The organism is Marinomonas ostreistagni (assembly GCF_016888445.1).
Taxonomy (GTDB): Bacteria; Pseudomonadota; Gammaproteobacteria; order Pseudomonadales; family Marinomonadaceae; genus Marinomonas; species Marinomonas ostreistagni.
This window is the reverse complement of sequence record NZ_JAFEKF010000001.1, coordinates 570,625-593,959: the sequence shown is the minus strand read 5'-3', so window position 1 is coordinate 593,959 and position 23,335 is coordinate 570,625. Positions and strand designations below refer to the sequence as shown.

Genomic DNA, 23,335 nt, shown 5'->3' with positions numbered 1-23,335 from the left:
AGTTAATACCTCAATTTCTAATGCCTCTGCCACGATTCAGCAGAGTTAAACCAATACAATACAAACCAACAATGAAGGCGCAGATAATAAACAATGCCCAACTGACGTCAATATCTGACACCCCTAAAATGCCATAACGGAACGCATTCACCATATAAAGCACTGGGTTTAGCATCGATACACTTTGCCAAAAATCTGGTAGCAGACTAATGGAGTAGAAAACCCCGCCCAAGTAAGTCAATGGCGTCAGAATAAAAGTCGGCACAATCGAGACATCGTCAAAGTTTCTAGCAAACAGCGCATTAACAAAGCCGCCCAACGCAAACATCACCGATGTCAGCAGCACAATTAAGACTGTCAAAAACAAATTATGTAGATGCATGTGTGTGAAAAACAGCGACAAAATCGTCACCACCAGACCCACTAACAAACCACGCGCAACACCGCCCAATACATAACCAGTGAGTACTACCCAGCTCGGTGTCGGCGAGACCAACAATTCCTGCACGCTGTGCTGAAACTTAGCCGAGAAAAACGACGACGCGACATTTGAGTAAGAGTTGGTAATGACCGACATCATAATCAAACCCGGTACGATAAACTGCATGTAGCTAAAGCCATCCATCTCACCGATACGGCTACCAATCAAATTACCAAAAATGGCAAAATATAAGGTCATCGTGATCGCTGGTGGCAGTAATGTTTGCGGCCAAATACGCATAAAGCGACGAATTTCACGGCGCAGTATGGTGTAGAATGCTATCCAAATTTCACCTGTGGACATGCTATTTATTTCCCTCGATTAATTTGACGAAAAGCTCTTCAAGACGGTTGGACTTGTTGCGCATACTGACCACTTTAATGCCTTGCTGCTCAAGGTAGGCAAACACATCGTTTAAGTTCTGGCCCTTCACAATCTCAATTTCTAAAGACGAGCCATCGCCAACTTTGGTCAAGTTGTAGCCAGGTAGACTGACTTCCGTAATAGACTGGTCCAAATCCAATACAAAGGTTTCACTGTTTAGTGTCTTAAGCAGCGCTTTGACACTCGTGTTTTCGACAATTTCACCACTATTAATAATGGCGATGTTGCGACACAGCTGCTCCGCCTCTTCTAGGTAATGCGTAGTCAAAATGATGGTCGTACCCTGCTCATTAAGACCTTTAATGAACTCCCACATTGAGCGGCGTAATTCAATATCAACACCCGCCGTCGGCTCATCAAGGATCAACACCTTAGGCTCGTGAATGAGTGCGCGAGCAATCATCAAACGGCGTTTCATACCGCCTGACAGCATGCGGGAAACGGTATCTTTCTTATCCCACAAATCAAGCTGCTTTAGATATTTTTCAGCACGTTCTTTTGCCAACTCATGGGGGATGCCGTAAAAACCGGCTTGGGTAACCACGACATTGAACACTGTCTCGAACTGATTGAAGTTAAACTCTTGCGGCACTACGCCTAAAAAACGTTTAGCCCCAGCAAAATCTTTATCAATGTCGACACCAAAGATGCTCACTTGGCCAGCCGATTTGTTCACTAGTGAACACAAAATACCAATAGTAGTCGACTTGCCAGCGCCATTTGGCCCTAGCAAAGCGAAGAAGTCGCCCTGTTCGACGGTTAAATCGATGCCCTTCAATGCCTCAAAACCGTTACCGTAACGTTTTTTAAGGTCCTTTATTTCGATAGCATATGCCATAATAACCTTCTTACTGAAATGACTTAAAACCCGCTAAAACAGGTGTAATAACTCGTGAGTTCTAGAACCCAATATACGATTAGCCTTCTAAATGACCTACATCAGCGTATCCAAGATCACGATCCGTTTGACCGCGAACACCTAGCCGAAGAAGAGCAAGACTTTATAGACAAATTACAGGCCTTGCGTAGCGTTGACACACAACCATCGGCAGACTTTTTGTTTGACGCACAAGAACTGATTGGTCGCTTTATTCGCTGTTATCCCAACCTCGTTCCGCTTATGCAGCGTGAGCTTTTGTATTTCGTCGGCGGTGAATGCCTGCACTTTCTTGGTGATGAAGAGTTGGAGCTGTATCAACAAATTGATGAGCAACTCTACGAACAAGAGCAAGCTGGTAACGATGTAGATATACGCGCCATCATAGAGGCCAACAAGCCAACGACACAAGCGCCAACCTTGCAATAATCTTTAAATTAAAAAAGCGGCCTAGCCGCTTTTTTTATACCTTGCGAAAGACCAAGGTACCGTTTGTGCCACCGAAGCCAAACGAGTTATTTAACACTAACTCGACTTTGCGCTTTTGAGGTGTGAGAGGCACGTAATTTAAGTCACAGCCTTCACTTGGCTCATCCAAGTTGATGGTAGGAGGTGCAACTTGATCGCGTATTGCCAAAATTGAGAAAATCGACTCCACGGCTCCCGCTGCACCCAACAAATGACCGACCATAGATTTGGTCGAGCTAATCGCCACATCAGAAGCATCCGCGCCCATTAAGGACTTAACTGCTTCTGTTTCGGCTAAGTCACCGATCGGTGTCGAGGTACCGTGAGCGTTGATATAGTCAATCTCATGGGCCTCTGCCCCAGCATCTTTAAGCGCTGCTGTCATCGCAGCAAAGGCACCTTCACCTTGCTCAGGTGGCGCCGTCATATGAAATGCGTCATCACTCATACCAAAGCCTGCAAGCTCAGCATAAATCGTAGCACCACGCGCCACCGCATGTTCATACTCTTCTAGCACTAAAATACCTGAACCATCTCCCATGACAAAACCATCACGGTCTTTGTCCCAAGGACGGCTGGCAGTCTTAGGATCATCGTTGCGGGTTGATAGCGCACGCGCCGCACCAAAGCCACCGATACCTAAAGGTGTGATGGCCATTTCCGCACCACCTGCGATCATGACGTCCGCATCACCATAGGAGATCATACGCCCAGCCATACCAATGTTATGTGTGCCGGTGGTACACGCCGTGACGATAGAAATATTAGGGCCTTTAAAGCCAAAACGAATCGCCACGTGACCAGAAATCATATTAATGATGGCACCCGGAACGAAAAATGGAGAAATACGTTTCGGGCCTGACGCATTTAATAGCTCAACGTTTTTTTCGATCATTGGCAAGCCACCAATGCCCGAACCAATCGCACAGCCAATACGCGTATAATCAACACTTTCAGGCGATAAACCTGAATCTTCAATCGCTTGAACCGCCGCAGCAATTCCGTACTGGATAAAAACATCCATTTTACGAGCTTCTTTAACGCTCATGTACTGCGATGCATCGAAGTCTTTTACTTGAGCAGCAAAACGTGTAGAGAACTGTGACGCATCAAATTGTTCTATCTCTGATACACCACTTTTACCTTCAAGGATATTATCCCAGGTATCTTGTACGTTATTGCCAAGGGGGGTCACCATACCCATACCGGTGATTACGACCCGACGACGAGACATATGATTCCTCCGAAAAACTCCCTTTCATACAGGGGGTAAGAATAAGAAAAGCCGCTGTACCTATAATACGAGCGGCTTTTCGGAAACTCATTACACCTGAGTATTACAAGTTAGCGTTGATGTAGTCAATTGCTGCTTGTACAGTGGTGATTTTTTCAGCTTCTTCGTCAGGAATTTCAGTATCGAATTCCTCTTCTAGAGCCATTACTAGCTCCACTGTGTCTAGGGAATCAGCACCCAAGTCATCTACGAAAGATGCTGCTGGTACTACTTCTTCCTCTTTTACACCTAGTTGTTCGCAAACAATTTTTTTAACGCGTTCTTCAATGCTACTCATTAGAAGTTCCTACTCTACTCGTTAATAGCTCACTTTGAGCATATTATAAAAATTAGTGACACCCTTTTCGGGGCGTGATTCTCATCATGAACCGGAGACGTATTTTCGTTGAATTCATTACGAATTTCAACTCAATTTACGCCATGTACATGCCACCATTGACATGTAAAGTTTCACCGGTGATGTAACCTGCCGCATCAGAGGCCAAAAATGCAACAGCCGCTGCAATTTCTTCTGGCTCACCTAAGCGTGCCGCAGGCACTTTAGAAACTAAGTTCGCTTTGTGATCTTCAGGCAGATCCTTGGTCATATCAGTTGCGATAAAACCAGGCGCCACACAGTTCACAGTGATACCGCGAGAGCCAATTTCTGCCGCCAAGGAACGGCTAAAGCCTTCTAGGCCCGCCTTAGCAGCAGAGTAGTTCGCTTGACCAGCGTTACCCATTGAACCCACAACCGAGCTAATCGTTACAACACGACCAAATTTAGCCTTAGTCATGCCACGTAGACATGCCTTAGTCACGCGGAAAACAGATGTAAGGTTGGTGTTAATCACCTGATCCCATTCATCCATCTTCATACGCATCATAAGGTTATCACGTGTAATACCAGCATTATTGATCAAAATCGTCGGCGCACCGAACTCTTCATTGATCTGCTTCACGACCGCATCCACAGATTCATCGCTGGATACGTCAAGCACGATACCTTTACCGTTATCGCCTAGGTACTCACTGATAGTCGCAGCACCTGATTCGCTTGTGGCCGTACCAATCACTGTTACACCGTTCGCCACAAGTGCTTGCGCGATGGCTTTACCAATCCCTCGCGTCGCACCGGTTACTAGCGCAATCTTGCTCATTAATATTTCTCCAATACTAACTATTTTTCAGTGGCAGCTTGAAAACTTGCCACATCACCAATCGCAATCGCGTCTAAACCTTTTACAATACGCTTGTTTAGACCCGTCAAAACTTTACCTGGGCCACACTCAACGGTTTGAGTCACACCCAACTCATTCAGCAATACTACCGATTGAGTCCATAAAACTGGCTCACTTAGCTGTGACACCAAGTTCGCTTTAATTTGTGCGGCATCAGAAACTGCTTGCGCCGAAACATTCTGTACTAGCGTCACTTCAGGCTCACTGAAGGTAATCGCATTCAAGCGCTCAGCTAATTTCTCACCTGCTGGGACCATCAACTGACAATGAGATGGCACACTAACAGGCAGAGGCAGCGCGCGCTTAGCACCCGCTTCTTTAGCATTAGTCATAGCCACCTCTACGGCAGCTTTTTCACCCGCAATAACAACCTGGCCTGGCGAATTAAAGTTAACCGCACTTACGACACCTTCAGTGACTGCTTCACAGGCCGCAACCACTTGCTCATCAGTTAAACCAATGATGGCTGCCATGGCACCCGCGCCTGCAGGCACGGCTTGCTGCATGTATTCGCCTCGCAGTTTTACAAGCTCTACCGCATCTTTAAACGCTAGCACGCCCGCACAAACCAACGCAGAATACTCACCTAAACTATGACCTGCAACATACGCTGGCTTATCACCACCCTGCTGCTCCCAAAGGCGCCATAAAGCAACACTACTGGTCAACAGTGCTGGCTGGGTTTTATCGGTCTGATTCAATGCATCAGCATCGTTTTGCACTAGCTCCCAAAGATCATAACCAAGCACCTCAGATGCTTCGGCAAACGTTGCCTGAATCACGTCATACTGTTCCGCCAGATCCGCTAGCATACCAAGCTGCTGTGAACCTTGACCAGGAAACACAAATGCTAAAGATGAATTCATAACACCCCCTGTTGAGTTAATTTTTGCTCTATGCGTTCGTATAAGTTTGTGCGAGCTATATCAACACCATACTCAATCGCACCTATCATGGCTTTTAAATCAGAACGACCATGACCTTTTACTAAATTTCCTTTCACTCCGACGAGGCAAGCCCCGTGGCGACTTTCTGCTTGAATCAATTGTTCTATCGAAGAGGTATCAACCGAATGCTTAGGCAGCTGCGACAGCAAGAAGAAAAATAAGCCTTCTGAGGCTTTTAATACCGCATTGCCCACCATGCCATCACACACGATGACATTCTTTTCACCCGTAAATAACTCAAACCCCTCAGCAAAGCCAGAAAAAGCCGGCCATGATTGCTCAGACAACATCTGATAGCACTCACGGATTACTGAACTGCCTTTACTGGTTTCCACACCCACATTTAATAATGCCACATTGGCCGCACTATCACTGCGCGATTCCACATAAGCCGCACCCAATAGCGCGAAACCATTTAACATCGCTGCAGGGCAATGGACATTAGCTCCTAAATCCACCAAACAACGCAGTGGATTAGGTCGCATTTCACGAATCAAAGCTGGGTAGAGCTTAGGACGCAACAATCCCAACAAGTGGCGCGCTAACGCTACCATTGCAGCAGTATTACCAAAGGTGACGACAACATCCGCTTGCTTCTGTGCGACAGCGCTCAAGGCGGCATAAAGCGTCGACTCATTGCGCTTAAACAATGACCGATCCACACCCTCGGTGCTGGCGATAGAATCGCAACATGCTATGGGAATTATTCGTGAGGAAGATAGAACATCAGGGCAATCAAAACCCTGAGGATCGAAATAGAAAAGCGCCTCTACATCAGAGAACGCGGCAACGATCTGTTCGGTTGCCTGGAATGCAATGCGGGGACCTAAGTCCCCGCCCATAGCGTCAATAGCTACCCTAATCATTGGGGTATCTAATTACTCACCTTTAGGAGTAACGACTTGACGACCACGGTAAAAACCGTCTGCAGAAACGTGGTGACGACGGTGTAGTTCACCAGTAGTCTGTTCAACAGAAAGAGTTGGGTTAGATAGTGCATCGTGTGAACGGCGCTGGCCGCGACGTGAACGAGTCACTTTACTTTTTTGTACTGCCATTTTTGGAGCTCCTAATTTTTCTTAGCCTTTAATTCGGCCAATATACTAAATGGATTCGGTTTAATTTCGTCATCCGGTGCGTCATCGGTAGACGAGGCATACTTTAGAGCTACTGGGTTGCAACCACTTTCTTCATGATAAGCAACGATGGGTAGCGCAAGAAGTAATTCTTGTTCAACCATCTTAGCGAGAACGACCTCACCATCGGTCATGACAACGGGATCATAGTCGCTAGGAATGTTCTTAGCATGCTCTTCGTCATAAACAAAGCACAGACTAAGATCAACCTCTAGCTCAACAGGACACGGCTCTAGGCATCGTTGACACTCAACCTGAACAGTAGAACTAATTGAACCAGTCGCTATGTAGCGCCTATCTTCATCCACTCTAAAGTCTAGATGAACAAACGCATCCCCTTCATTTGAGGCGGTCGCCGCGCTCAACTCGGGAAACTGACTGAGTGATAAACGCCCTTCGAGGCTTGCTTCGTGAGAAGCAAATTTACGAGGGTCAAAGTATTTGGGTAATGTGTCATTCAACATGGCGACGAATAATATTGCCAAGCTCCAAGCTTGTCAAAGAATACTGAGGCAGAATTGCTATTTTTTACGTATTATTTTGCTCAAGAGAGCGAATTTGCATTTTTTTCATCTATGAGAACAAGGAGACACAGAAAATGACTTACCAACTCGTGTTAGGGTCCTCTTCAAAATACCGTAAAAAACTATTGGAACGTTTGCGTCTGCCATTCACCTGCCTGTCGCCTGAAGTGGATGAGAGCCGTGTCGGCGACGAAACGCCTGAAGCCTACGTAGAGCGGATCAGCAAAGCCAAAGCACGCGCCATTATTAAAGACGTAGATGACCAAACCATCGTTATCACTTCAGACCAATGCGCCACTTTCAAAGATGAAATCATCGGCAAACCTCATACGGTAGAGCGTGCTGCCGAGCAATTACTGCACTTTAGCGGCCAGAGCGTTCGCTTCTTAACGGGCCTTTATGTGTTTAACACCGCCACACTAGAAGACTACTATGCGCTAGCAGAATACACGGTCACTTTTAGGGATCTAACGCTTGAGGATGTGATGCGCTATGTCGAGGCCGAACAACCACTTGATTGTGCTGGAAGTTTTAAGTGTGAGCAACTTGGTGTCGCGTTATTTGAAAAAATGGCAGGCGATGATCCCACATCATTGGAGGGACTACCTTTAATAGAGACATGCAAAGCACTACGCGTGCTGGGCCTAGACCCACTAGCCAAAGCTTGATGAGGCTGTGTCCGCCAGCGATTGCCGGCGGACACTATCAAAACTTAACGCAACCCTTGCAAGGTAGACTGAACCCCTTGCGAGAACTCCACACCAAGCTCTTTCGCCATCTTTTCCCATGGCTCTTGATACGGCTGGTAATAAGTAGGCGTCAATTCAGAGAACTGCGCATTTAAAAGCTGCTGCGAGTACCCATACCCATCAGCAAGACCAAGCTCAACCGCTTGCGCCCCAGTAAACACCATACCGCTAAACAGCTCTTCATTATCAGCCAGCTTATCCCCTCGACCTGCTTTTACAGCGTTAATAAACTGCGCATGAGTTTGATCCAACACTGCTTGCCAGCTTTGAGTCGCCTCCTCGGACATGGGTGAGAATGGATCCAAAAACGCTTTATTTTCACCAGCAGTAAACAAACGACGTTTAACGCCAAGCTTTTCAATTAGACCACTGGCTTCAAATCCACCAGACACAACGCCGATCGATCCAACTAAGCTGGCTTTATCCACGATAATCTGATCCGCCGCTGCGGCAATATAATAGCCGCCCGACGCTGCCATATCTTCGACCACAACCCAAACTGGCACTTCAGGTCGTTGCGCACGATACTGAGTGATAGCATCGTACAAAATCCCGGCGTGCACAGGACTACCACCGGGACTATTCATTTCGATCAAAAGCGCCTTGGTACTGGGATTGGCATAAATTTCATCTAATAAAGCCACGTACTCATTAGCATCAATTTCAGCTTGAGCACCAATCACCCCTTGCATGCGCATCACCGCGACACTGTCGCCGCCGGCCATGTCATCCACATCACTTTGCCAAACCACTGTCGTCATCACACCGACAAAGATGAGCAAATACACTAGACGAAAAAAGATCTTCCAACGGCGTGCACGTCTGCGCTCAGTCACCTGCGCACCCAGCACCTCTTTAAGCGCCTCAACTACCTGACTGTCGGCATTAACAGCCTGACCAGATGGTTTGGTCGAAGACGCACTCTCTGATTGCTGTGTCTTTTGGTCTTCATCTTCCGTCCAAGACATACTTACTTCTCCACATTTAGATCTATGCCTACTTTTAATGGCATGGCGCGAACTTTTGCACCACCCCTCTTAAGAAAACTTCGGCCTGAGTGTACCATAGGGCGATTTTTGTAAATAAGGACTTAATTGTGAGCTATCAATTTGAAGATTTAAGCGAAGGCTTAAGCGAAAGCATTGTTAAAACGGTTACTCAAGCAGACGTGCAAGCCTTTGCTGATGTTACTGGTGACAATAACCCAGTCCACCTTGATGCCGAATTCGCGGCTACGACAAGCTTCGAAAAGCCTATTGCCCATGGCATGTTAACCGCTGGCTTCATTTCTGCAGCAATCGGTACCAAGCTGCCAGGACCTGGCTGCATTTATCTTGAGCAAAGCCTAAAGTTTCGCGCACCGGTTTACATTGGCGCGACGGTCACTACGACAGTCACCGTTAAAGAGCTAAACGAGCGCCGCCGTCGTGCTGTGATCGAAACAGTCTGCACAGTAGAAGGCAAAAAAGTCGTTACGGGTGAAGCGACTATCATGCTGCCATAAAAAAGGGGCTCAAAGCCCCTTTTAGTTTTAGTAATCAGTATTTAGTTGGCAACGCGCTCATAGCCGTTTGCCAATCTTCATCTAACGGCGCTTCTAACACTAAGAGCTCATCGTTATATTGAATTTCAAGCCTAGCAGCATGCAGACAAAGGCGCTTAAAGCCTAATTGCTTAGCCGTGGCATTGGCCTCATTAGGCGTATATTTGTCATCACCCACAATCGGGTAGCCAGCAAACTGCGTATGAACACGAATCTGGTGCGTACGACCAGTGACAGGCTCACACTCAATTAACGAGTAGCCATCAAACCAGCGCAACACTTTAAAGCGCGTCAACGACTCTTTGCCATCTGCGTGGACTTTAACCACACGCTCACCTGACTTGAGTTCATTCTTTAATAGCGGTGCGTTAACTTGCAATTTACGTTTTGGCCAAGCCCCTAACACCAAGGCATTATAGGTCTTTTGCACGCCATCTTTATCGCGCAATGCCGCATGCAGCATTTTTAACACGCTGCGCTTTTTGGCAATCATAATCAAACCAGAGGTATCGCGATCCAATCGATGCACCAGCTCAATAAACTTTTCTTGGGGACGCATTTGGCGCACCACTTCTACCAGACCAAAGCTTAAACCGCTACCGCCATGTACCGCCAAGCCGGAAGGCTTATTAATTACCATCAGCCCCTTGTCTTCAAAGACAATACGACCTTCAATCTCACGCTTGAGCCCTTCTGCCACCATCGGCTTGTCATTCGGCTCTGCGACTACGATCGGCGCGATACGTACTACATCCTCTGCTGCCAAGCGATAATCAGGCTTGGTGCGCTTTTTATTAACGCGAATCTCACCTTTACGTAGCAGGTTGTAAATCTTCCCCTTCGGCACACCCTTTAAAAAAGTCACCAAAAAATTATCGATGCGTTGACCATCATTATTCTCGTCAATGGTGACGAAGCGCACTTGTGGGCGCTCTGATGCCGTATTATTTTCACTCGCCGTCAAAAGATTGGTTTCCTATGTAATTGAAGCACTTAGATTTTACTGTTATATTCAAATCCGCAGAGGGTAAGAGGCAACAAAAAGCCTCGAAGAAGTTATTGTAACGAATGAAAAGCCATTACCAAAGCGACACTTTGGTCCTTTCTTACCTCTGACAAACAGTTAAATTTTATATAATAAACCGCATGAATCAGTGATCCGGTTCATGGGTGTACAGTTTACCATTGAATTAGCGTTCAAGATTCGCACCTTTCATGTTGAAAAATATTTGATACACGCAAGATATCAACACCGAAAAGAGCTACGTCATGACACTCAAAAACCGTCTGGCGTGCCTATAAATTGTGCGAAGCTTTGGGGCACTATTCAAAAATAGCCTTACATCTCATGAACTTAACGTTCACTGACTCAGCTAATAGAGTCACTATTAATGATTAGAATGCTAATAAACGCAACTCAACAAGAAGAGTTGCGCGTTGCACTAGTGGATGGGCAGCGTCTGTATGATCTTGATATCGAATCGGGTTCGCGTGAACAAAAGAAAGCGAACATCTACAAAGGTAAAATCACACGTATCGAGCCTAGCCTAGAGGCTGCGTTTGTGGACTACGGCGCTGAGCGTCACGGTTTCCTCCCTCTTAAAGAAATCTCCAAGACGTATTTTTCTAAAAAAGGTAACCACGACGGCCGCCTTAACATCAAAGACGTACTGACCGAAGGCCAAGAAGTCATTGTCCAAGTCGACAAAGAAGAGCGTGGCAACAAAGGTGCGGCGTTAACAACATTTGTCAGCTTAGCCGGTCGCTACCTAGTCTTGATGCCAAACAATCCACGTGCAGGTGGCATTTCTCGTCGTATCGACGGCGATGATCGCACCCAGTTAAAAGAAGCCATGTCCGGTCTTGAAGTGCCTGACAACGGTGGCCTTATTGTTCGCACCGCAGGTGTGGGTCGCTCAACGGAAGAGTTACAGTGGGACTTAGACTACCTACAAACACTTTGGGACTCGATCACTAAGGCGGCTGCAGAACGTCCAGCCCCATTCTTGATTTACCAAGAGAGCAACATCGTTATCCGCGCGATTCGTGACTATCTACGCGATGATATCGGTGAAGTCTTGATCGACGAAAAGAACGTTTACCAAGACGCACTAAACTTCGTCATGCAGGTGATGCCGCACTTTAAGAACCGCATCAAACTATACACTGAACCAACTCCGCTATTTAACCGCTTCCAGATCGAGACACAAATCGAGACAGCGTTCCAGCGTGAGGTTCGCCTACCATCTGGCGGCTCGATCGTAATCGACCCAACCGAAGCACTGGTTTCTATCGACATCAACTCGGCGCGCGCCACCAAAGGCGGCGACATCGAAGAAACTGCACTACAGACCAACCTAGAAGCAGCAGACGAAATCGCTCGTCAATTGCGCCTACGTGATATCGGCGGCCTAGTTGTTATCGACTTCATCGACATGACACCTGTACGCAACCAAAAAGAAGTGGAAAATCGCATGAAGACGGCACTAGAAGCCGATCGTGCGCGCGTACAAATTGGTCGCATTTCCCGCTTTGGTTTGCTTGAAATGTCGCGCCAGCGTCTACGCCCTTCTCTAGGCGAGACCAGCGGTATTGTTTGCCCGCGCTGTAATGGCCAAGGGTTCATTCGTGATGTCGAATCGCTTGCCCTATCCGTACTACGTTTGATCGAAGAAGAATGCGCTAAAGAACGCACCGCGCAAATTCGCGCTATCTTACCCGTGTCTGTTGCAACCTTCCTACTAAACGAAAAGCGCACCAATATTGCTAAGATCGAAAAACGTAATCACGTACACATCATCTTGGTACCTAACCCACACATGGAAACGCCACACTTCAGTGTTGAGCGCATTCGTGATGACAACGCCGTGATCGAACAAGATGACAGCAGCTACGATCTAGTGGACGCACCAGAGCAGCCACCTTACGAGCCACGTCAGGCCGGTGAAAAAGCACGTCCGCAAGCGGCCGTTACCAGTATCGCTCCAGCGTCTCCAGCGCCGGCACCAAGCGAAGTCGAAGCACCAAAAGCAACAGAGAAAAAGCCTGGCCTATTCAAACGCCTGTTGAATGCTCTCTTTGGCAGCAACGAAACGGCTGAAACCGCACCAGCCACGACACCAGACAGCCAAAAATCAGCGACTAGCAACAGCCAGCGCCAAGGTGATAAAAAACCGAATCGCAATCAACGCAACCGTCGCCCAGCGAAACCGCAAAACAAAGAGCAGTCTGAGTCACGTTCAAACCAGAACAAAGACCAGAACCAAAACTCTGAGCGCACTAACCAAGCACAAGGCGACAAGCAGAAGCCGAAATCGACGCGTCAGTCACGTCGCGCTCAAGCGGAAGCACAAAGCCAGCCTAAAGCGAACCAAGACAACGCAAATAAAGAGTCGAATCAAAAGTCTGCCAACGCTAGCAACAACAATGCTAATAAAGACAAACCAACTCGCAACAAGCAACGTGACAACAAGTCACAGCAAGACGAGTCAGGTCAGGCTAAAGGCAACAACGCGCCGAAGGTAAAACCTCGCCGTGAAGAGCCAGAAGTCAAAGAGCGTCAGCGTGACCGTAACGACAATAAACGCCGTAACGGCAAACTGAAGGATGAAGCTGAACTTGCTCAACAACAGCAAGCCGCTGAAGCTGAGGCACAAGCAGCACAAGAACAAGCTGCCAAAGCCGAGCAAGAAGCAAATGACGCGAATCCAATTGATGCCAACACAGGTGAACGCAAGCCACGTCGCTCACGCCGCTCACGTCGTAGCAACAACAAGCAAGACGACAATAAAGGCAACAATGAAGTAGAGACAGCATCAACTGACAACACTTCTGCAAAGCCTGAGCAAGCACCTGCATCAAGCGCAACTGAGACAGCCGCGACTAGCGCTTCTACTGACGCTGCGCAGCAGACCACTGAGTCAACGCCTGAAGCCAAGAAAGCTGCACAGCAAGCCTCTGAAAGCCCAGCTGTTGAAACCGCTGACACTGACACAACGTCTGATACTCAGACTGAGCCAAGCAGCAGTAAAACAGCTAGTGAAGAACAGTCTGCTCCAGAGCAAGCTGATAGCACACAAGAAAAAGCTGAGAAACCGAAAATGTCGGTTAAAGCGAGTCTAAGTGAGACACCAGCAAACAGTGATGACGCTCAAGCTGAGCAAACTACTGACCGCGTAGAAGAAAGTGAGAAATCAGACTCTGAATCGGCATCTGCCTCTTCAGAAACTGCCGAAACAACTGAAATCAAACCAGAGCCAAATCACTCTGAGACTGAAACTTCTACTGAAGCAGAGGCGTCAGATGAGGCAGCAAGCACACAAGCAAGTGACTCAGTATCAGAAAATTCTGTTACTGAAACTGCTGTGAAGCCTGAGTCGTCGGACGAGACTCCAGCTAAGACGCATCAAGCACCTGCCTCAAGCGAACCTGAAGCAACTGTTACGACAGAACCAGTGGTTGATCAGGGAACTGATGACAGTATTGCGGCACCATCTGAGCCGACCACAGCTGACCATGTGTCAACTACGTCTGAGCCAGAGCGTAAAGTGCGTCAGCCTCGTGTAGCACGCGGCCGCAGCAAGGCCAAACCAGCCGACAGCAGCAAAGCAGCCGTACAATTGCCGCAAGCCTTGATTGAGCAACAAGAGAAAGCTAAGCAAGAACTGATGGCAAAACGCGAGCAAGCCGCACAAGAGCGCCGTCAGCGTCGTTCTGGTCGCGTCAAAAATGACCCTCGCCTAGTGCGCGAAGCGGATACATCAGGCTCTGATAAAGAGCAAACAGAAGCCGCATCTGAGTAAATTAGACCTAGGGAGGAGCCCACTCCTCCCTAATGTTCTAACCTCAGATGACACAAAAAAAGCCAACCTATAAGGTTGGCTTTTTTATACCTACTGTTCGTCCTATTTAGCTCAGACCGAAATGGACTCCACTTCTTTTGCAAGACCATCAGCCCAGTAAGCTAAAGCAACCTGCGCCTCTTTAGACCCGGTCGACAGTAAACTCAAGCTACCTAACCGATCCGCTGACAAACATGGCTCACCTTGGGCCTGCAATAATCTAAGCACCTGAGCCGTCACACCTTTGCTGGGCTCGACAATGTTAACGCCTGGTAGCCGCCTAACAAACGCCTCAACAATCAAAGGATAGTGCGTACAAGCTAACACCAGCGCATCAGACTCATGCGCTAACACGCCCGCACAGATAGCCTGCACTTCTTGCTCAAGACTCGCCTCTGACATTGGCATTTGATCGATCAGAGACGCTAAGCAAGCACTGGCTACAATGGCCACTTCACTGTCTGCGCGCCATGTGTCTATTAAATCAATCAAGCGCGCGCTTTGAGCAGTGGTCGGTGTCGCCAAAACGGTTACACGCTTACGTTGACTCACACTGCAAGCAGGTTTCACCGCCGGCTCAACACCAACCACAGGTATCGTTAGGTGTTCGCGTAAGTACTGGATACCTGCCACGGTGGCCGTATTACATGCGACCACCATCATTTGACAACCTTGTGCCATAAAGAATTGACCAATCGCCACCAAACGCTGCTGTATGGTGCTTGGGGTTAAATCGCCATAAGGTGCGTAGGCTTGATCCGCCACATACAGAAGATCGGCATGCGGAAGCGCCTGATGGATCGAACGTAAGATACTAAGCCCTCCCGCCCCAGAATCCATAATGCCAATTTTTACTGACACGAAGGTGCTCCTAGCAGCACAGGCTCACGCTCTAATGACACACCAAAGGTGGCGTAAATACTCTGCTTGATATCTGCTTCGAGCTGACATAAACCATCCGCGCGTCGGTCTGCGTAGTTCACTAATACCAAGGCCTGCTTGTCATACACACCAACATTACCTTGGCGATGCCCTTTCCAGCCGGCTTTATCGTTGAGCCAGCCGGCCGCCAACTTCCAGCCATCACCATGAGCAAACGCCACTAAATCTGGGAATCGTTGCTTGAGTTCAGCGTACTGCGTCGCAGTAACAATCGGATTTTTGAAAAAGCTGCCGGCATTTGCCAAAACATCAGGATTGGGCAACTTGGATTGTCGCACCTGACAAACCGTATCAAACACCTCGGAAATGGAAGCATTTTGCGATAAAAATTTATTAAGACCACCATAGGCAAGCTTTGGCTGACCCTCTTTCGTCAGGCGTAAACAGATATCAACAATAATGTAACGCTCTTTCCAAGCATGCTTGAAGTGTGACTCGCGATAATCAAAACCACACTCATGCGCCAAAATCGTCACAAACTCTCCCGTCTCACGGTCTAGCGCCGTGACTGACTCGAGCACATCTTTAATTTCAACCCCATAGGCGCCGATATTTTGCACGGGGGCCGCACCGGCAGTTCCAGGAATCAAGGCTAGATTTTCAATCCCCCAAAGACCCTGTTCAACAGCCCAGCTCACGCACTCATGCCAGTTCATACCAGCACCGAAACGAACGGACACATGCGTTGCATGATCAAGTATTTGACAGCCTTGAAGGCGATTAACAATCACCAAGCCAGAGACATTGCCCTGCAGCAACAGGTTGCTACCACCGCCAAGGCAGGTGATCGGCAAATTATGATCATTGGCCCAAGTCACCGCCTCAAGCAACTGTTCACGGCTTTCTACCCGCGCTAAATACTCGGCGTTATAGTCAAATCGAAAAGTATTATAGGAATATAACGAGGCCTGCACCTCGACTTCCTGTGGCAGATTAGACATCTGAAATATTCACTTAGTTAAGTTAGCGACGAAGTCTTCGGCGATTTCAAACAGTTGCTCACGCATACTGGCAAACCCTGAGTCGCCACCATAGTAAGGATCGTCTACTTCACCAAAATTGACGCCATCACGGTAACGACCAAACATCACCACTTTGGCACGACAATTAGCGGGCTTGAGCCGTTTTAAATTAGCTAGGTTTTCACTGTCCATGGCCAAGATCCAATCAAACTGATCAAAATCGTCTTGTGCCACTTGTCGAGCACGCTGATGAGTAATATCTAAACCGACCTCATTGAGCGCTTTAATGGAACGCTTATCAGGCTGTTTACCAATGTGGTAGGCTGCGGTACCCGCCGAATCAAGCTCTAAAGCAACACCTTGCTGATCAGCGACATGTTGCAAAATACCTTGCGCTGCAGGTGAACGGCAGATGTTACCTAAACAAACGGTTAGGACTTTCATTTATTTAGCGCTGTCGTCAAGACGCTCTTCGGCACTCAAAGTTCGCGCCTCACTCTCCAACAAAACCGGAATACCATCACGCACTGGGTAAGCCATGCCGCCGACTTTACTAATTAACTCAGTACCTTCTTCGTTTAGCGAAAGCGGTGCTTTAGTCACAGGGCAAACTAAAATATCTAGTAGTGTTTTATTCATATGCTTGTTTCTTCTTCACAATAGTGTGTAATTTTTCAATCAGTGGGGCAGTAAAACTGTCTGGCAACGGAAGTTTAGCCGCCACAAACCACCAATCATCTTCTGGCTTAGCAAACGCCTCAACTTTAACCGCATCTTTTTCCGTCATCACCACACGCTTAGCGTCACTTAGATCTGATCTGGTGTAATCATGATGATCTGAATATAAAAGCTGTTCAGCATCTGGACTCAAGCCATGCTGCTTAAGCGACTGCAGAAAACGCTGGGGATTACCGATACCCGCGACAACTTGCCATGAAGGTTGCGCCAAGATCTGCAGTGGCATAGTTTGCTGTGAATCAGCCACCTTACGCAGCTCGCTTAACTCCAACGGCGCACAAAAGCTCGGCGTCGCTAGCTTCAGCGGAAATTGTTCACCAATGGCAAAGGCAAAATCCACTTCTTCAAGCCGTTCAGCTGGTTCACGTAACGGCCCGACGGGTAATAACTGTCGATTGCCTAAGCCGCGCTGCGCATCCACCATCACGATTTCGATATCTCGATCCATGGCGTAATGCTGCAGGCCATCGTCACTGATGATGACATCGACTTGCTGAGTATTCTCAAGTAGCTTAATCGCCTCAACACGCTTGGGCGCTACCGCGACAGGGCAGCTCGCCCGGCGCGACAACATTAACGGCTCATCCCCTACAGCCAGCGCTTCATCAGTTGGGGTAACCAAGACTGCATCTTGCTGCTGACGCTTATGACCACGCGTTACAATACCTGGCGAAAACCCATGCAACTTTAACAACTCAACCAAGGCTAACACCATTGGCGACTTACCAGTACCGCCCACGGAAATATTGCCGACGACAATCACAGGCACACTGGCTTGATAGCTTTGCGTTTGGCGGTGGTGCAAATATTGTCGACGTTTACGCTTTACGTAAGAGTTACTTAACAGTAACAGAGGCGCTAGCCCCCAAGTCCAACCAAAAGGCTGATACCAAGCATCAGTAAAGCGTTTTTCTAGACTCACGGCGCATCTTCTTTTTGGGCAGTGTGCGCCAGCTTAGTAATGCCAAGCTGTGCCGCGGCATCATACACTCGCATGACCATTTCGTAGGAAGCATTGGCGTCCGCAGTAATAATCAAAGGTCGCTCAAAGTTACCATCAAAGGTTTGTTGAAGCCCTTGAACCAGTGTATCAATACGCTCGTTGATGAGCGTTTGACCATTAATCACAAACTGACCATCTTGGCTAATGGTTACTTCAACGGGATCCTGAGAAACGATCGAGGCAGCACCGCTGCTCGCTGTGGGCAGATCAATGGTCAAATCCGTGGTTTGCTTAAACGTGGTACTCACCATAAAGAAGATCAACAACAAAAACACCACATCGATTAAGGGTGTTAAATTGATGTTAACCTCTTCGATTTTCTGTCTACGAAATTTCAACGAAGCACCCACCTATTCTTTGCCATCGGCATTCAAGACATCGATCAGCTTAGTCGATTGTTGCTCCATGTTGACTACCAACTCATCAATACGGCGCGCAAAATAACGGTGAAACACTAGCGCTGGAATCGCCACGGCCAAACCAGCAGCCGTAGTCAGTAGGGCTTCAGAGATACCACCCGCTAAAAGTTGAGTATTACCCGCTCCCTGCTCCATCAACACATTAAAGACCTTAATCATGCCGACCACGGTGCCCAACAAACCGATTAACGGTGCAATAGCAGCGATGGTTCCCAGCGTGCTCATAAAGCGCTCTAATTCATGAATCACATGGTTCGCGGCTTCTTGAATGCTTTCTTTCATCGCACGACGACCATGCTTCGAATTCAACAATCCAGCAGCAAAAATAAAACTTAAGCCAGACTGAGCCTGCATACTGCGAATGTAGTCCAAGGTCATACGATCTTCACGAAGACGCGTCATCACATCAGACAGTAAAGATCTCGGCGCCACACGATTGCCTCTAAGTGTCCAAAAGCGCTCCAAGACGATCGCAAGGGTAAGAATAGAACACAACAGCAGTGGCCACATAAACACACCACCTGATTTAAAAAACTCTAGCACCGAGACCTCCTTTATCAAACTGAGCTTAATTTAACACACTCTCTAAAGATTCTGCATGCTCGCAAGCAACTGTTTTCAGAAGATTTAATAACTGATAACAATTCGACGACTGAACTCGCCATTGCGTCTGATTTCGATATAAAAGGATCTGCTCTCCCTCAGCAACTTCAAGCACTACCACACCCAGAGCGCGTAGACGCACCGCGTCTTTATGACCTTCACTTAGTAAGGCAAAGGACCAATCTTGTTGTAACGCCAAATGCCCAATATCCTTTGCCCTTGGATTAAAAAGCCCCACGTGCCCATCTATCGTTTGCCTCACAACGGGCTGCAGCCCTGACCGGGAAGACTGTTGCACAAATTGATGGCCATAACGCTGCCACTGGAACTCAGGCGTAGGCGCTATATTCATCAGCGACGCCACCACACAAGCGCCGATCAGCAGTAGCCAAGCATTTCGCAACGGCAACCACAAAACACCTGCTAAGGCCAAGACAATACACACCAGCTTGAGGCCTGCCGCAACATTGGAACGCAGCAACACATCCGGAGCATAAAACAATACTGGCTCGATATAGGAAAACCCCCACATCAATACAAAGTCCAGCCAACTGTAGAGCCACACCGTGCCAAAAAGGTTGGCCTCAGCCAAAGACGCCAAGCTGACAGGAAACCAGACAAATGCCACGAACGGCACCAGTAATAAATTGATAAAGAGTGTTAACGAGCTCAAATAGCCCTGCCACCCGAGGGTAAACAGCAGTGCAAACACCGACAGCAGTGCTTGCAAATAAAGCCCTTTGCCAAGCTTAGGCAATTTAGATACACACAACACTAACAACCCAACAAAACCAAACGATAGCCAGAATGAGGCATCAATCAGTCGCCCAGGCCACATGATGAGCATCAACCAAGCACAGCTCAGTAAAATTTGACCTAAGCTGATTTTGTGAAACAACACTCTTAGACTCATAAAACAAAGTGCCATTAATGCCGCTCGCACAGCTGGCTCTCCCGCACCACTCCACTGGGCATAGACAAAGCAAGCGGGTACCGCCGCCCACCATTCGAGCACCACGCGTCGGCCGCAATAGCGATATACACTCGGCCACAGCCACCATACGCCACGCACGACACACAGTGCTAACAAACACACAAAGCCCACATGCAAACCCGAGACAACAAATAAATGCGTAATCCCTAGATAATTCACCCACCATTGGTCGCGCTGATCCCACTGAGTACGCTCACCTTTTATGATCGAATAGGCAAAGCGCCAGCTAGCAAACTGCGACAACCGACTCTGCGCATCAGACATCGTCGTCATATTTTTAGGAATAGCATTGGCGTAGCCTAATGCATCAACTCCCTTGCCATAAGCAAAGCGGGCTAAGCGTGAGCCCTGTAGATCCGCTAATGTGAGCGTCACGCTAATGCTTTGCGCTTGGTTAAAGGACCTTCCTGCATCACAAGGCGTAAGATAAAGATCGCGGCGCTGCGCTTTGATCAAGACATAGTTAAGATTGGCTTCAGACGGACCAATAAAGCATTGATGCGATGGCAACCAGTCCACTTTATAAGTGGGCGCTAGCGCTAGTGATTTATTCTGCCAGGGCTGATGAAGAAGAAGGGAAACTAAGGAAATGCTAATAAATAACAGAGCAAGCCATCGCTTATGCACCATTTGATAGAGACATAGCAACAGTATGCAAGTAGAATAAAGCCATCTATAGGGCGACGGCACTAAAACCGCAGCCACGATTATGCAAACATTTATAAGCAGCATAGGACCTCCGTGTCCTGATGTAGCCAAAGTAGTTTTTATGCCTAAGCGTTATCTAAAAAAGTTGATCCCTCACCCTGAGACCTTAAAGCAAAATAAGGCCCTCAAGATACTGGGATCGCAAATTTATGAAGCCGACCTCTGGCATCTTTCAAGACGCTCTGTCGCAAAAGCTTTTTGGAATGGTATTTTTTGGGCAGCCTTGCCGATGCCATTCCAAATGGTTGCTGCTGCGCTTTTTGCCATACCGTTGCGCGCCAACATTCCTCTATCGATCGCACTAGTTTGGGTCACCAACCCTCTTACCATGCCCTTGGTGTTTTACGTCAATTACTTGATTGGTACATGGATCATTGGCAACGGTATCGATTCTGAATTCCAATTATCGGTGGAATGGATCTGGGGCCAAATGGAGCACATCTGGATACCACTTTATGTGGGTTCTACCGTCGCTGGCTTTGTATTAGGCGGCTTAGCCTACGCTGCTATCCTGCTACTTTGGCGACTCCATGTCATTAAGCGCTGGCAGCAACGTAAGCGTCGCCCTAAAAATCACTCCACTTGATGCAGAGTTTTATGCTGTAAGCGATAGGCTCGATCCATCCAAGATAACATCTTCTCATCATGAGTGACGATCAAAAAGGCCATTTGCTTTTCTTGCTTCAATCGAACAATCAGCTCTTGAATCTCTTTCGACGTCGTTTCATCTAGGTTACCAGTCGGCTCGTCCATCAAGACACACACTGGATCATTTGCCAGAGCGCGAGCAATCGCCACACGCTGACGCTCTCCACCTGAAAGCTTAGCAGGGCGATGAGACAAGCGCTCACCTAAGCCCACATCTTGCAGCAGAGAGGTAGCCACCTGCTTTGACTCTGCACGGCTTTTGTTGGCGATCAACAAAGGCATCATCACATTTTCCAAAGCACTAAACTCCGGCAATAGATGGTGAAACTGATAGACAAACCCAAGCTGCTGATTACGCAGGCGTGAGCGCTTTGCATCTTTGACACCAAACCAAGCTTGATCACTGATCAACACCTGCCCTGCTGTTGCACGATCAAGACCCGCCAGCAAATTCAATAAGGTTGTCTTACCCGAGCCTGAGCTACCAACGATAGCAACGGCTTCACCTTTAAATAATTCGAAATTAATATTTTCAAACACACTGACATCAAGCTTACCATCACGATATTGCTTGCTCAGCGCTTCACTGCGCAACACTGCATTATTCATAGCGCAAAGCCTCCGCTGGATCCACTTTAGAGGCACGCCACGCTGGGTAAAGCGTCGCCAATACCGTCATAATAAAGGCCGCCGATACAATAAAACGTACATCGGACCATTCAAGCTGAGATGGCAAATAGTTGATAAAGTACACATCACCACTTAAGAACTGAATGCCCAAAGCCGTCTCAAGCCAAGCGATCGCATCGCTGACATTTAGCGCCGCTGTGACACCCAACACCAAGCCAATCGTGGTGCCTAAAAGGCCAATAAAAATACCTTGCACAACAAACACCGACATTACTTGGCGAGATGTGAGTCCCATGGTGCGTAAAATCGCAATGTCAGTACGCTTATCCGTCACCACCATGACTAGAGTCGATACAATGTTAAATGCCGCCACCGCAACGATCAGCAACAACAACAAACCAATCATGGTCTTTTCCATTTTAATAGCTTGGAACAAATTGCCGTGCGTGCGTGTCCAGTCACTGACCTTGTTTTGTCCAGGAATCGCTCGCGCGATATCCCAAATACGGTTAGGCGCCTCAAACAAGTCGTCAAAAGCAATACGTAAAGCTTCCACATCGTTAGGCTGATAACGCTTTAGACGTGCTGCGTCTTGGATATGAATGTAAGCAAGACTGGAATCTAACTCCGCCCCCACTTTAAACGTACCCACCAAGGTAAAGCGCTTCAATGTCGGTGTAATACCGGCAATGGAGACATTCGCCTTAGGCATTAAAGCGGTGACTTTATCGCCAACGCGCACACCTAGCATACGCGCCAACTGCTCACCTAAAACAATACCAAATTGCCCAGGCTGAAGATCACCCAAGGCCCCAGAGGTCATATGATTAGGCAAAATAGAAACTTGCGCTTCTTGGCTTGGCTCGATGCCGTTGAGTAGAGCGCCATGCACACCACGCTGAGACTGAAACATCACTTGCGCTTGGATATGCGGCGCCACGGCTTTGACACCTGGCATAGTGCTCACCTGATCTGCGGTTGCAGACCAATCCACTAAGGTCGGATCCCCCCACACAGTGGCATGGGGCACCATACCCAAAATACGCTCACGCAACTCGCGGTCAAAGCCATTCATCACCGATAGGACTGTGATCAAAACGGCCACACCTAAGGCAATCCCTGCAATTGACGAAAAGCTGATAAAAGAAATGAAATGATTGGCACGTTTCGCACGCGCGTAGCGCAAGCCAATCTTAACAGGCAGTAGATTCATTAAAGCATTCA

At 47.9% G+C, this 23,335-nt stretch carries 26 protein-coding genes; 5 read left to right on the top strand and 21 right to left on the bottom strand.

All coding sequences use genetic code 11. The features are described from left to right. Nucleotides 1–10: 10 nt before the first annotated feature. Together JQX58_RS02830 and JQX58_RS02825 are read right to left on the bottom strand one after the other, a co-directional pair. Complete coding sequence (locus JQX58_RS02830) at nt 11–784, bottom strand: ABC transporter permease (protein ID WP_204145298.1); 774 nt, start codon at nt 782–784, stop codon at nt 11–13. A gap of 1 nt (nt 785) precedes the next feature. Then, complete coding sequence (locus JQX58_RS02825) at nt 786–1,703, bottom strand: ABC transporter ATP-binding protein (RefSeq protein WP_204145297.1); 918 nt, start codon at nt 1,701–1,703, stop codon at nt 786–788. Nucleotides 1,704–1,757: 54 nt separating this feature from the next. Here JQX58_RS02825 and JQX58_RS02820 point away from each other — a divergent pair, with 54 nt between their 5' ends. Next, nucleotides 1,758–2,171: a PA2817 family protein gene (locus tag JQX58_RS02820; protein WP_204145296.1), complete on the top strand. Its 414-nt coding sequence runs from the start codon at nt 1,758–1,760 to the stop codon at nt 2,169–2,171. Nucleotides 2,172–2,205: 34 nt separating this feature from the next. Here the strand turns inward: JQX58_RS02820 and fabF are convergent, their stop codons facing one another. The 7 genes from fabF to JQX58_RS02785 all read right to left on the bottom strand — a co-directional run bounded on the left by fabF (nt 2,206) and on the right by JQX58_RS02785 (nt 7,292). Next, on the bottom strand, nt 2,206–3,444 hold the full coding sequence (fabF, locus tag JQX58_RS02815) for a beta-ketoacyl-ACP synthase II (RefSeq protein WP_204145295.1): 1,239 nt from the start codon (nt 3,442–3,444) through the stop codon (nt 2,206–2,208). 103 nt (nt 3,445–3,547) lie between these two features. Next, nucleotides 3,548–3,781, bottom strand: coding sequence for an acyl carrier protein (gene acpP, locus JQX58_RS02810; RefSeq protein ID WP_055462884.1), 234 nt, complete (start codon nt 3,779–3,781; stop codon nt 3,548–3,550). A 136-nt stretch (nt 3,782–3,917) separates the two neighbouring features. Then, nucleotides 3,918–4,643 (bottom strand): 3-oxoacyl-ACP reductase FabG, encoded by a 726-nt coding sequence (fabG, locus tag JQX58_RS02805; protein WP_204145294.1) that lies wholly within the window; start codon nt 4,641–4,643, stop codon nt 3,918–3,920. Nucleotides 4,644–4,663: 20 nt separating this feature from the next. Next, nucleotides 4,664–5,590 (bottom strand): ACP S-malonyltransferase, encoded by a 927-nt coding sequence (fabD, locus tag JQX58_RS02800; RefSeq protein ID WP_204145293.1) that lies wholly within the window; start codon nt 5,588–5,590, stop codon nt 4,664–4,666. After that, entirely contained in the window at nt 5,587–6,537 is a 951-nt protein-coding gene (locus tag JQX58_RS02795; RefSeq protein WP_204145292.1) for a fatty acid synthesis protein, read from the bottom strand. Before JQX58_RS02795 ends, fabD begins: the two co-directional genes overlap by 4 nt. A gap of 12 nt (nt 6,538–6,549) precedes the next feature. Beyond that, complete coding sequence (rpmF, locus tag JQX58_RS02790; protein WP_067209547.1) at nt 6,550–6,729, bottom strand: 50S ribosomal protein L32; 180 nt, start codon at nt 6,727–6,729, stop codon at nt 6,550–6,552. Nucleotides 6,730–6,740: 11 nt separating this feature from the next. Continuing rightward, nucleotides 6,741–7,292, bottom strand: coding sequence for a YceD family protein (locus JQX58_RS02785; protein WP_239090126.1), 552 nt, complete (start codon nt 7,290–7,292; stop codon nt 6,741–6,743). Between the two features lie 113 nt (nt 7,293–7,405). On the opposite strand from JQX58_RS02785, the gene JQX58_RS02780 reads away from it, so the two are divergent. Further along, on the top strand, nt 7,406–7,999 hold the full coding sequence (locus JQX58_RS02780; protein WP_204145291.1) for a Maf family protein: 594 nt from the start codon (nt 7,406–7,408) through the stop codon (nt 7,997–7,999). Between the two features lie 44 nt (nt 8,000–8,043). Here the strand turns inward: JQX58_RS02780 and JQX58_RS02775 are convergent, their stop codons facing one another. Further along, a complete protein-coding gene (locus JQX58_RS02775; protein WP_204145290.1) occupies nt 8,044–9,048 on the bottom strand; it encodes a S49 family peptidase in 1,005 nt (334 codons plus the stop codon). A gap of 128 nt (nt 9,049–9,176) precedes the next feature. Between JQX58_RS02775 and JQX58_RS02770 the strand changes: the two genes are divergently transcribed. Continuing rightward, on the top strand, nt 9,177–9,584 hold the full coding sequence (locus tag JQX58_RS02770; protein WP_204145289.1) for a MaoC/PaaZ C-terminal domain-containing protein: 408 nt from the start codon (nt 9,177–9,179) through the stop codon (nt 9,582–9,584). A 34-nt stretch (nt 9,585–9,618) separates the two neighbouring features. On the opposite strand, the gene rluC is transcribed toward JQX58_RS02770, so the two are convergent. After that, complete coding sequence (gene rluC / locus JQX58_RS02765) at nt 9,619–10,587, bottom strand: 23S rRNA pseudouridine(955/2504/2580) synthase RluC (protein ID WP_204145288.1); 969 nt, start codon at nt 10,585–10,587, stop codon at nt 9,619–9,621. A 427-nt stretch (nt 10,588–11,014) separates the two neighbouring features. On the opposite strand from rluC, the gene rne reads away from it, so the two are divergent. Beyond that, on the top strand, nt 11,015–14,425 hold the full coding sequence (gene rne, locus JQX58_RS02760; RefSeq protein ID WP_204145287.1) for a ribonuclease E: 3,411 nt from the start codon (nt 11,015–11,017) through the stop codon (nt 14,423–14,425). Between the two features lie 111 nt (nt 14,426–14,536). Here rne and murI read toward each other — a convergent pair whose 3' ends face one another. From murI to JQX58_RS02720, 8 genes are read right to left on the bottom strand one after another with little or no spacing between them, the layout of a single operon-like run. Beyond that, entirely contained in the window at nt 14,537–15,325 is a 789-nt protein-coding gene (gene murI, locus JQX58_RS02755; protein WP_204145286.1) for a glutamate racemase, read from the bottom strand. Continuing rightward, nucleotides 15,316–16,347: a UDP-N-acetylmuramate dehydrogenase gene (murB, locus tag JQX58_RS02750; RefSeq protein WP_204145285.1), complete on the bottom strand. Its 1,032-nt coding sequence runs from the start codon at nt 16,345–16,347 to the stop codon at nt 15,316–15,318. The genes murI and murB overlap by 10 nt, the downstream gene beginning before the upstream one ends. A 9-nt stretch (nt 16,348–16,356) precedes the next feature. After that, a complete protein-coding gene (locus JQX58_RS02745; RefSeq protein ID WP_204145284.1) occupies nt 16,357–16,812 on the bottom strand; it encodes a low molecular weight protein-tyrosine-phosphatase in 456 nt (151 codons plus the stop codon). Next, entirely contained in the window at nt 16,813–17,007 is a 195-nt protein-coding gene (locus tag JQX58_RS02740) for a Trm112 family protein (RefSeq protein ID WP_204145283.1), read from the bottom strand. Continuing rightward, nucleotides 17,000–18,028 (bottom strand): tetraacyldisaccharide 4'-kinase, encoded by a 1,029-nt coding sequence (gene lpxK, locus JQX58_RS02735; protein ID WP_204145282.1) that lies wholly within the window; start codon nt 18,026–18,028, stop codon nt 17,000–17,002. Before lpxK ends, JQX58_RS02740 begins: the two co-directional genes overlap by 8 nt. Next, nucleotides 18,025–18,447: an ExbD/TolR family protein gene (locus JQX58_RS02730; protein ID WP_204145281.1), complete on the bottom strand. Its 423-nt coding sequence runs from the start codon at nt 18,445–18,447 to the stop codon at nt 18,025–18,027. Before JQX58_RS02730 ends, lpxK begins: the two co-directional genes overlap by 4 nt. A 12-nt stretch (nt 18,448–18,459) precedes the next feature. Continuing rightward, entirely contained in the window at nt 18,460–19,071 is a 612-nt protein-coding gene (locus JQX58_RS02725) for a MotA/TolQ/ExbB proton channel family protein (protein ID WP_204145280.1), read from the bottom strand. Between the two features lie 25 nt (nt 19,072–19,096). Continuing rightward, nucleotides 19,097–20,635 (bottom strand): ComEC/Rec2 family competence protein, encoded by a 1,539-nt coding sequence (locus tag JQX58_RS02720; protein ID WP_204145279.1) that lies wholly within the window; start codon nt 20,633–20,635, stop codon nt 19,097–19,099. A gap of 259 nt (nt 20,636–20,894) precedes the next feature. On the opposite strand from JQX58_RS02720, the gene JQX58_RS02715 reads away from it, so the two are divergent. Continuing rightward, nucleotides 20,895–21,419 (top strand): DUF2062 domain-containing protein, encoded by a 525-nt coding sequence (locus JQX58_RS02715; protein ID WP_204145278.1) that lies wholly within the window; start codon nt 20,895–20,897, stop codon nt 21,417–21,419. Here the strand turns inward: JQX58_RS02715 and JQX58_RS02710 are convergent. Together JQX58_RS02710 and JQX58_RS02705 are read right to left on the bottom strand one after the other, a co-directional pair. Continuing rightward, nucleotides 21,407–22,090 (bottom strand): ABC transporter ATP-binding protein, encoded by a 684-nt coding sequence (locus JQX58_RS02710; protein ID WP_204145277.1) that lies wholly within the window; start codon nt 22,088–22,090, stop codon nt 21,407–21,409. The genes JQX58_RS02715 and JQX58_RS02710 overlap by 13 nt on opposite strands. Next, complete coding sequence (locus JQX58_RS02705; RefSeq protein WP_204145276.1) at nt 22,083–23,324, bottom strand: lipoprotein-releasing ABC transporter permease subunit; 1,242 nt, start codon at nt 23,322–23,324, stop codon at nt 22,083–22,085. Before JQX58_RS02705 ends, JQX58_RS02710 begins: the two co-directional genes overlap by 8 nt. Nucleotides 23,325–23,335: the final 11 nt, after the last annotated feature.

What these genes read in the sequence shown, in the direction of transcription:
- JQX58_RS02775 (WP_204145290.1), bottom strand. Translation starts at nt 9,048, where the DNA reads ATGTCTTGGACGGAAGATGAAGACCAAAAGACACAGCAATCAGAGAGT.
- fabD (WP_204145293.1), bottom strand. Translation starts at nt 5,590, where the DNA reads ATGAATTCATCTTTAGCATTTGTGTTTCCTGGTCAAGGTTCACAGCAG.
- JQX58_RS02740 (WP_204145283.1), bottom strand. Translation starts at nt 17,007, where the DNA reads ATGAATAAAACACTACTAGATATTTTAGTTTGCCCTGTGACTAAAGCA.
- JQX58_RS02715 (WP_204145278.1), top strand. Translation starts at nt 20,895, where the DNA reads ATGCCTAAGCGTTATCTAAAAAAGTTGATCCCTCACCCTGAGACCTTA.
- fabF (WP_204145295.1), bottom strand. Translation starts at nt 3,444, where the DNA reads ATGTCTCGTCGTCGGGTCGTAATCACCGGTATGGGTATGGTGACCCCC.
- fabG (WP_204145294.1), bottom strand. Translation starts at nt 4,643, where the DNA reads ATGAGCAAGATTGCGCTAGTAACCGGTGCGACGCGAGGGATTGGTAAA.
- rne (WP_204145287.1), top strand. Translation starts at nt 11,015, where the DNA reads ATGATTAGAATGCTAATAAACGCAACTCAACAAGAAGAGTTGCGCGTT.
- acpP (WP_055462884.1), bottom strand. Translation starts at nt 3,781, where the DNA reads ATGAGTAGCATTGAAGAACGCGTTAAAAAAATTGTTTGCGAACAACTA.
- JQX58_RS02825 (WP_204145297.1), bottom strand. Translation starts at nt 1,703, where the DNA reads ATGGCATATGCTATCGAAATAAAGGACCTTAAAAAACGTTACGGTAAC.
- JQX58_RS02705 (WP_204145276.1), bottom strand. Translation starts at nt 23,324, where the DNA reads ATGAATCTACTGCCTGTTAAGATTGGCTTGCGCTACGCGCGTGCGAAA.
- murB (WP_204145285.1), bottom strand. Translation starts at nt 16,347, where the DNA reads ATGTCTAATCTGCCACAGGAAGTCGAGGTGCAGGCCTCGTTATATTCC.
- JQX58_RS02745 (WP_204145284.1), bottom strand. Translation starts at nt 16,812, where the DNA reads ATGAAAGTCCTAACCGTTTGTTTAGGTAACATCTGCCGTTCACCTGCA.
- JQX58_RS02795 (WP_204145292.1), bottom strand. Translation starts at nt 6,537, where the DNA reads ATGATTAGGGTAGCTATTGACGCTATGGGCGGGGACTTAGGTCCCCGC.
- JQX58_RS02710 (WP_204145277.1), bottom strand. Translation starts at nt 22,090, where the DNA reads ATGAATAATGCAGTGTTGCGCAGTGAAGCGCTGAGCAAGCAATATCGT.
- JQX58_RS02830 (WP_204145298.1), bottom strand. Translation starts at nt 784, where the DNA reads ATGTCCACAGGTGAAATTTGGATAGCATTCTACACCATACTGCGCCGT.
- JQX58_RS02780 (WP_204145291.1), top strand. Translation starts at nt 7,406, where the DNA reads ATGACTTACCAACTCGTGTTAGGGTCCTCTTCAAAATACCGTAAAAAA.
- rpmF (WP_067209547.1), bottom strand. Translation starts at nt 6,729, where the DNA reads ATGGCAGTACAAAAAAGTAAAGTGACTCGTTCACGTCGCGGCCAGCGC.